General features: G+C 71.5%; 9 protein-coding genes. 6 read left to right on the top strand and 3 right to left on the bottom strand.

What is annotated here, in order from left to right:
- Nucleotides 1-73: 73 nt before the first annotated feature.
- Nucleotides 74-889 carry an adenylate/guanylate cyclase domain-containing protein gene (locus AC2VNT_RS05505; RefSeq protein ID WP_486945894.1) on the bottom strand — a complete coding sequence of 272 codons (816 nt, stop codon included), beginning with the start codon at nucleotides 887-889 and terminating at the stop codon, nucleotides 74-76.
- Complete coding sequence (locus tag AC2VNT_RS05500; RefSeq protein WP_486945893.1) at nucleotides 886-1,749, bottom strand: alpha/beta fold hydrolase; 864 nt, start codon at nucleotides 1,747-1,749, stop codon at nucleotides 886-888. Before AC2VNT_RS05500 ends, AC2VNT_RS05505 begins: the two co-directional genes overlap by 4 nt.
- Nucleotides 1,750-1,868: 119 nt before the next feature.
- On the opposite strand from AC2VNT_RS05500, the gene AC2VNT_RS05495 reads away from it, so the two are divergent.
- From AC2VNT_RS05495 to AC2VNT_RS05475, 5 genes are all read left to right on the top strand, one after another.
- The gene (locus AC2VNT_RS05495; RefSeq protein WP_486945892.1) at nucleotides 1,869-2,369 is read left to right on the top strand and encodes an Mce protein; all 501 of its coding nucleotides are present in this window, start codon (nucleotides 1,869-1,871) and stop codon (nucleotides 2,367-2,369) included.
- Nucleotides 2,366-2,899, top strand: coding sequence for a hypothetical protein (locus AC2VNT_RS05490; protein ID WP_486945891.1), 534 nt, complete (start codon nucleotides 2,366-2,368; stop codon nucleotides 2,897-2,899). The genes AC2VNT_RS05495 and AC2VNT_RS05490 overlap by 4 nt, the downstream gene beginning before the upstream one ends.
- A gap of 15 nt (nucleotides 2,900-2,914) precedes the next feature.
- Nucleotides 2,915-3,793 (top strand): alpha/beta fold hydrolase, encoded by an 879-nt coding sequence (locus tag AC2VNT_RS05485; RefSeq protein ID WP_486945890.1) that lies wholly within the window; start codon nucleotides 2,915-2,917, stop codon nucleotides 3,791-3,793.
- Nucleotides 3,794-3,810: 17 nt separating this feature from the next.
- Nucleotides 3,811-5,034, top strand: a complete 1,224-nt coding sequence (locus AC2VNT_RS05480) for a WS/DGAT/MGAT family O-acyltransferase (RefSeq protein ID WP_486945895.1) — start codon at nucleotides 3,811-3,813, stop codon at nucleotides 5,032-5,034.
- Nucleotides 5,035-5,119: 85 nt separating this feature from the next.
- Nucleotides 5,120-5,665, top strand: a complete 546-nt coding sequence (locus AC2VNT_RS05475) for a DoxX family protein (protein WP_486945889.1) — start codon at nucleotides 5,120-5,122, stop codon at nucleotides 5,663-5,665.
- Here AC2VNT_RS05475 and AC2VNT_RS05470 read toward each other — a convergent pair.
- On the bottom strand, nucleotides 5,649-7,073 hold the full coding sequence (locus tag AC2VNT_RS05470) for a short-chain fatty acyl-CoA regulator family protein (protein ID WP_486945888.1): 1,425 nt from the start codon (nucleotides 7,071-7,073) through the stop codon (nucleotides 5,649-5,651). The two genes, AC2VNT_RS05475 and AC2VNT_RS05470, sit on opposite strands and share 17 nt — an antisense overlap.
- 118 nt (nucleotides 7,074-7,191) lie before the next feature.
- On the opposite strand from AC2VNT_RS05470, the gene AC2VNT_RS05465 reads away from it, so the two are divergent.
- Nucleotides 7,192-8,318: MmgE/PrpD family protein (locus tag AC2VNT_RS05465; RefSeq protein WP_486945887.1), on the top strand; the 1,127-nt coding region annotated here is incomplete at its 3' end.

Raw genomic sequence — 8,318 nt, 5'->3', positions numbered from 1 at the left:
ACCAGCGTCGCCGGAACGCCTACACCCCCGACCAGGTCCGGGCCCGGCTGCATCAGCGGCTGGCCGAATCCGATCACGGGAACTCCACCGCGTAGAGGCGATGCGAGCCGGCGAAGCCCTTCAACTCGACCTCCCGGCCGGCGTCGACGGTGATGCCGTCGCACCCGGCGACGGCGTCGCGAACGGCCTCGCTGACCAGGATCTGCCCGCCGTCCGCCGCGGCGGCCACCCGGGCGGCCATCGCGACGTTGCGGCCGAACAGGTCCTCCCCGCGCCGGACCGACCGCCCGGTGTGAATGCCGATCCGGACCCGGATCGGGTGCGGTCGTCGCCGCTGCCGGCGCAGCGCCCGCTGGATGTCGACGGCGCAGCGCACGGCCTGTTCGGCCTGGGCGAACGCCACCATGAACCCGTCGCCCTGGCTCTTCACCACGTGCCCGTCGTGGTCGCGCACCATCCGCTGGACCATCTCGTCGTGCCGGGCGATCAGCTTGACCCAGGCCCGATCGCCGATCCGTTCGTTGAGCGCGGTGGACTCCTCGATGTCGGTGAACAGGATCGCAACCCGGCCGTCCCGGGTGATCCGGGCCAGGTCGGGTCGCTCCACCTCGGCCCAGTCGGCGAGATCCTCGATCGAACCGCGCACGGCGGCACCGAATCCCTGGGTGCGCACCCGGTTCGCGGTCTGCCACACGGTCCGCACCGCGTCCAGCCCGCCGGAGAGCAGGACGTTGCGGTTGTCGGTCCGCGCCCGCAGCTCGTCGACCTGGCGGCGGGCGCGCCGCAGCCGGTACCCGAGCACGGCCAGCGCGGCGGACTCGGCCACGACGACGGCGGCCAGCGCCCAGGTCGCGCCGGCCGGCAGGGCCGGCAGGGGCCAGATCCTCATGACGGCGGGCGGGACACGAACTCCACCACGGCGGCGGTGAAGGCGTCGTTGTCGTCACCGGCGGCGGTGTGCCCGGCGTCGGCCAGCTCGACGAACTCCGCGTCGGGAACCTTGGCCAGGAAATCGCGGACCCCCTCGATGCTGAGCACGTCCGACAACCGGCCGCGGATCAACAGGATCGGTATCGTCAGCCCGATCGCGGCGGTTTCCAGCTGCTCGGTGCGCAGCAGCGGGTCGTCGTCCGGCTTGGTCAGCAGCGCCGGATCCCAGTGCCAGTACCAGCGGCCGTCGCGCAGCCGCAGGTTCTTCTTCAGCCCGTCCGGGTTGTCCGGCCGCGCCCGGTGCGGCAGGTACTCCGCGACCGCGTCGGCGGCCTGGGCGAGTGAGTCGAAACCGTCCCGGTGGGCGGCCATGAAGTCGCGGATGCGGGCGCTGCCGTCTTTCTCGTAGCGGGGCACCACGTCGACCAGCAGCAGCCGGGTGACCCGCTGCGGGCCGGCCTTCGCGGCCGCCAGGATTCCGGTGAGGCCGCCCAGGCTCGCCCCGATCAGCACCACCGGCCGGTCGATGGCGTCGAGCACGGCCAGCACGTCGGCGGCGAGCGTCTCGACGGCGTAGTCGGCGCCGGGGGCGCGATCGCTGTCGCCGTGCCCGCGGGTGTCGAGCACCACCACGTGGTAGCCGCGGTCGGCGAGGAGCTGGCCGGTGTTCTTCCAGGAGAACCGGTTCTGACCGCCGCCGTGCAGCATCAGCACGGCCGGCCGGTCGGCAGCGGCGTCCCGGTTCCACTCGTCGGCGACCAGGGTGATGCCGTCGGTGCCGGCGTAGCTGACGGTCTGCGGTGGCCCTACGGTGTTCATCGCGTCCTCTCCGCATCGATTAGCGCCCGAGGTTACCGGTCGGCCCGGTGCCGCCGGTGCGGTATGTCGGGCTAGTTTGGGTCAAGCAGCGAAGCCAGCACACCGAACCGGGGGAAGACATGGCAGACGACGCGGCGGCCGACGCGCGGCATGGGGCGATGCGCGCCGGGGCGATCGGGGTGCTGGTGTTGACGGCGCTGGCCGGCTGGCTGGGCTTGCGGGCGGTGGCCGGCGACTCCGCCGAGGCGCAGCGCGATCTGTTCGTCCGGGCCGCTCGCCGTACCGCCACGGAGCTCACCACGGTCGACTACCAGCACGTGCAGGACGACGTGCAACGGGTGCTGGACTCGACGACCGGTGACTTCCACCAGAGCTTCGCCGATCATTCGGCGTCGCTGATCGACACGGTGACTCGCGACCGGACGGAGTCGGTCAGTGCGATCACCGAGGCGGGCATCGAGTCGCAGTCCGGTACCACCGCCGCCGTGCTGGTCGCGGTGAGCGTGGCGTCGACACAGCTGGGCGGCACCGACCTGCCGCCGCACGGACTGCGGATGCGGTTGACGGTGCAGCGGGTGGGCGACGACGCGAAGGTATCCGACGTCGAGTACGTGCGATGATCCGGCCGCCGGGGCCGATGACCCAGCCTCCGGCCCGCCGGGTCGACTGGGCACGCGTCCTGGCGTATCGGGTGCTGCCCGGCTGGATGCTGCTGCTGACGCTCACCGCCGGCGGGTTGAAATGGTGGGATGCGTCGATTCGCGGCGTTGACCAGACTCGAAGTGAATCGATCCAGGCCGCAACGAATTCCATCATCGCCATCCTGTCCTACCGGGCGGAGACCGTGGAGCAGGACGTGGCCGTCGCGCAGCAGTTGGTGACCAACCGGAACGGTCTGCGGGACCGGCTGGCCAGCGAGGCCGCGAACCGGATCATCCCGGACGCGAAGGCCCGGCGGATAACCGCGACCACCCACGTCCCGGCGGCGGCATCGGTGGCGGCGACCGAGGACCGAGCGGTGGTGCTGGTCTTCGTCGACCAGACCGTCACGGTCGGCTCCGAGCCGCCCGCCGAGGTTGCCGCCAGCTATCGCGTCATCATGGATAAGATCGACGGACGCTGGCTGGTGTCCACCATCAATCCCGTGTAGGTCGGAGGGAGCGTGATGGCCGAACCTCGCTGGGTCGACGTGCCGGGTCCCGCGGTAGACCTCAAGGCATTGACGTGGGGCGACCCCCGGGCGCCGATCGCGTTGTGTCTGCACGGTTTCCCGGACACCGCCTACGGCTGGCGCAAGCTGGCGCCACGGCTGGTCGAGGCCGGCTGGCGGGTGGTGGCGCCGTTCCTGCGCGGTTATGCCCCGTCGTCGATCCCGGCCGACGGCAGCTACCAGATCGGCGCGTTGATGGACGACGCGTTGCGGGTGCGCGAGGCCGCCGGCGGCACCGACCGCGACGTGGTGATCGGCCACGACTGGGGGGCGCTGGCGGCGACCGGGCTGGCCGCCATGCCGGACAGCCCGTTCGGCAAAGCGGTGATCATGTCGGTGCCGCCGGTGGCGGCGCTGCGCTCCGGTGGTGCCCGAACGGCCCGTGAGCTGCCGCGTCAGCTGGTGCGCAGCTGGTATATCGGGTACTTCCAGCTGCCCTGGCTGCCCGAGCGGTCCACGTCGTGGCTGCTGCCACTGCTGTGGCGAAGGTGGTCGCCGGGATACGACGCCCACGAGGACCTCCGCCACGTCGACGCGGCGATCGGCACCGCGGAGAGCTGGCGGGCCGCGCTCGGACCGTACCGGGCGCTGCGCCGGCTCCGGGTGCCGGCGCGCTACGCCGAGCTGCACCGCTACTGGAGCCGGCCGCCGCAGCTGCCCAGCCTGTATCTGCACGGCCGCGACGACGGCTGCATGACGTCGGCCTTCGCCGACCTGGCCCGCCGCGTGCTGCCCCCCGGCAGCGACGCGGTCGTCGTCGAGCGGGCCGGTCACTTCCTGCAGCTCGAACAGCCGGACACGGTCGCCGATCTGGTGCTGGCCTTCGTCTCGTGAGCCCGGGTGGGCAGCCGATGGCCGCGGTCGACGCCCAGTTCTACTGGATGTCCGCCAAGATCCCCGGCGACCAGTTCCTGCTCTACGCCTTCGCCGGGGTTCCGGCAGACCTCGACGCGGCGGTCGCCGCGGCGCTGGACCGGGCCCGGCTCTGCCCCGACCTGACGATCCGAGTCGCCGAAGCCGGCCGGCTGGCCTATCCGCGGGGGGTGCCGGCGGTCGGCTGCCGCGACGCGGTGCGGCATCACCTGGTCGACGGCGGCTGGACCGGCTGCCTGGACGCGGTGGCCCGGTTGGCCGACGACCAGGTCGACCCGAGGGTGGTGCCGTGGCGGCTGCACGTCTTCGCCCCGGTGCGCGACATCCCCGGCTGCGCCGGCGCGGGCAGCGTCGCGGTGCTGCAGGTGGCCCATGCGCTGGCCGACGGCGGGCGGGCGTCGGCGCTGGCCGCCTGGGTCTTCGGCCGGGACACTCCGGTGCCGCCACTGGGCTCGGCTCGTCGGGGTTTCCTGCCGGCCCGGGCGGTCGCCGCCGCCCGGGCCCACCGGCAACTGATCCGCGACACCGGCGCCGGGCTGCTACCGCCGAGGCCGGGGAATCGGCCGGTGCTGCGTACCAACAGCCGCCCGGCCGGCACCCGGACGGTGCGCACCCTGGTGCGACCCCGAGCCGACCTGTCCGGGCCCACCGTCACCGTCGGCGTGCTGGCGGCGGTCTCGGTCGCGCTGGCGGCGCAGCTGGGTGCGCCGTGCGAGGAGCTGGGCGCCGAAGTCCCGATGGCCAAACCCGGTGCGCGCCAAGCCGGCAACCATTTCGGCAATGTCGGCGTCGGGTTGTATCCGCGGCTCAGCCGCGAGCAGCGCGCCGAGCGGATCGCTGCCGACATCGCCGACGGGAGACGTCGCGCCCGCCATCCGGCCGCCCGGGCGGCGGACCGGGCCTTCGCCGCCGTGCCCGCCGCGCTGCTGCGCTGGGGGGTCGGCCAGTTCGACCCCGATGTCCGGCCGCAGCGGGTGGCCGGCAACACCGTGCTGTCCAGTGTGAATCGTGGTGCCGCGGACCTGACGTTCGGCGGCGCACCGGTGCTGTTGACCACCGGGTTTCCGGCGCTGTCGCCGGCGATGGGACTCACCCACGGCGTGCACGGCATCGGCGACACGGTGGCGATCAGCGTGCACGCCGCCGAGTCGTCGATCGGTGACATCGACGGCTACCTACGGCGGCTGGACGCGGCACTGTGACGGTTCGGCGGATTAGCCTGGACGGGTGTCGGGTCACGGGCGCACTGGGACAGCTGGTGGCCGTCGGCACGGTAGCCTGACAGCTATGGTTGCTGCTGACACCGCACTACTGATCCTGCGCCTGGTGCTGGGCCTGACCCTGGCCGCGCACGGCCTGAACAAGTTCTTCGGTGGCGGCCGGATACCCGGTACCGCTAAGTGGTTCGAGAGCATCGGGATGAAATCCGGCAGGCTGCAAGCGATCTCCGCTGCGACGACCGAGATCGCTGCTGGGCTGGGTCTGGCGGTCGGTCTGCTCACCCCGATCGCCGCGGCCGGGTTTGTCGCGGTGATGGCGGTCGCGGTGTGGACGGTGCACCGCCCGAACGGCTTCTTCGCGTTCAACGACGGCTGGGAGTACAACCTGGTGCTGGCCACCGGTGCCGTCGTGGTCGCCATCTTCGGCGCGGGCCGGTACAGCCTCGACCAGCTGTTCTTCTTCTGTCACTGCTGGCTGCGCGGCTGGTCGGCCCTGCTGATCGCGGTCGGCCTCGGTCTGGCCGGTGCGATCGGCCAGCTGGCGATCTTCTACCGCCCGGCGGCCGAGCAGGCCGAGGCGGGCGAGGCCGAGGCGGCTAAGAAGGACGACTGACCGGCGAGTACGGCAACCCGCTGCTCGAGTTCTGGTCGACGACCACCCGGCGGCCCAGGTAGGGAAACGCCCGCTGCGGGCAGGCTTCCCGGCTGCAGATCTTGCAGCCGGCCCCGATCGGCACCACGGTCTCCGGGTCGTCCAACGCGATGCCGGTGGAGTAGACCAGTTTGTCGGCGTGCACCAGGTCGCAGCCCAGGCCGATGGCGAAGCTCTTCTGTTGTCCCAGATGACCGCGGCCTTCCGGCGGTGTGGTGGTGGCGATCCAGAAATACGACCGCCCGTCGGGCATCTGCGCCACCTGGGTGAGAATCCGGCCGGGCTGGGCGAACGCATCGTGCACCACCCACAGCGGGCAGCTGCCGCCGATCCGGCTGAAATGGAATCCGGTGGCCGACTGGCGCTTCGAGATATTACCGGCCCTGTCAGTGCGGACGAAGATGAACGGCACACCGCGGCGTCGCGGCCGCTGCAGCGTGGAGAGCCGGTGGCAGACGGTTTCGATACCCACCTCGAAGCGGCGGGCCAGCAGGTCGATGTCGTACCGCAGCTCCCAGGCGGCCCGGTGGAACTGGCGATAGGGCAGCAGGAACGCCCCGGCGAAGTAGTTGGCCAGCCCGATCCGGGCGACGTCCCGGGACTCCGCGCTGAGCAGCTGGTCGGTCGCGAGGATCTGTGACATCAGCTCTGCCTGGGTGAGCAGCGCCAGCTGCGTCGCGATCTGGAACGCCCGCTGGCCGGGCAGCAACCAGCGGGCCAGCTGGAGCACGCCGCGGTCCGGGTGGAACATCCGCTTGGTGCCGACGGCGAGGTCGTCGGCGATGGTGACGGTGACGCCCAAACGCTCGGTCGCCCACGCTGCCAACTGGATGTCCAGGCCGCCGACCGTCATGCCCTCGTCGGTGAACATCTGCTCGGCGGCGTCGTCGAGCGCACCGAGGTAGTTGTTGCGGTCGTAGAAGAAATCACGGACCTCCTCGAACGGCATCGGCCGCTCGGGCGGCTGCGCGGTCGCGGTGTCGGCCCGGGACCGGTAGACGTCCAACTCCTCGGTGGCCTCCCGCCGCCGGGGGTGCATCGTCACCAGGCTGCGGCCGATCCCCGGCGTTCGCGCCACCAGCGACTCGATCTCGGCGCTGCTGGCGGCGTGCTCACCCGCGGTGGCGGTGAACACGTCGCGCAGGTCGGCCACCAGCCGGGCGTCGGAGTCGGGGGAGAAGTACTGCACCGGTAGGTCGAACCGTTCGGTGAGCGCCAGCAGCACGGCGGTGGTGATCGGACGCTGGTCGTTCTCCAGCTGGTTCACGTAGCTGGCCGACAGGTCGACTTCGCGTGCCAGCGCCGCCTGGGTCAGGCCGCGTTCGGCACGCAACCGTCGCAGTCGCGCCCCGGCGAACGTCTTGGTCATGGGGGTACCGTACTGCGCCGTAACTTCGCACCGTTCGCAAAATTCCGCGTCGACGACTACAAAATTACGCAGTAGCCGTATATTTCGGTGTGGTCGGCCGCTGCGTAGGCTGTGGAATATGTTGGTACACGAGGTTCGGACCCACCGCAGCGCAGACGACTTCCCCCGCTCGGAGCACCTGGCCTGGAAGATCGCGCAGGTGGCCGTCGACCCGGTCGCCGTACCGGACGACACCGCGGCGATGGTGGTGAACCGGATCATCGACAACGCCGCCGTCAGCGCCGCCTCGGTGCTGCGCCGCCCGGTCACCGTCGCCCGCCGGCAAGCGCTGGTGCACCCGTCGTCCCCCGGCGCCCAGGTCTTCGGGGTCGACGGCTGCTACTCCGCGGAGTGGGCCGCCTGGGCCAACGGTGTCGCCGTGCGTGAGCTGGACTTCCACGACACGTTCCTGGCCGCCGAGTACTCCCACCCCGGCGACAACATCCCGCCGCTGGTCGCGGTCGCCCAGCAGCTCGGCGTCGCCGGCGCGGACCTGATCCGTGGCCTGGCCACCGCCTACGAGATCCAGATCGACCTGGTCAAGGCGATGTGCCTGCACGAGCACAAGATCGACCACGTCGCGCACCTGGGCCCGTCGGTGGCCGCCGGGATCGGCACCATGCTCCGGCTGGAGCCGGAGGTGATCTACCAGGCGATCGGCCAGGCGCTGCACCTGACCACCGCCACCCGGCAGTCGCGCAAGGGCCTGATCTCCAGCTGGAAGGCGTTCGCGCCGGCGTACGCCGGCAAGGTGGCGATCGAGGCGGTGGATCGGGCGATGCGCGGCGAGGGCGCGCCGGCGCCGATCTGGGAGGGCGAGGACGGGGTGATCGCCTGGCTGCTCTCCGGGCCCGACCACACCTACCGGGTGCCGCTGCCCGGCCCCGGTGAGGCCAAGCGCGCCATCCTGGACAGCTACACCAAGGAATACTCCGCCGAATACCAGAGCCAGGCGTTGATCGATCTGGCGAAGCGGCTCCGGGAGCGGATCGGCGACTTGAGCCAGGTGGCCAGCATCGTGCTGCACACCAGCCACCACACCCATTTCGTGATCGGTACCGGCTCCGGCGACCCGCAGAAATTCGACCCGGACGCCTCTCGGGAGACCCTGGACCACTCGGTGATGTACATCTTCGCCGTCGCCCTGCAGGACGGCAGCTGGCATCAGGTGCGGTCCTACGCCCCGGAGCGAGCGCACCGGCCGGA

This window comes from Mycobacterium sp. TH-M15, from assembly GCF_057473705.1.
The sequence above is the reverse complement of the archived record's forward strand: the minus strand, read 5'-3'. Positions and strand labels throughout refer to the sequence as shown.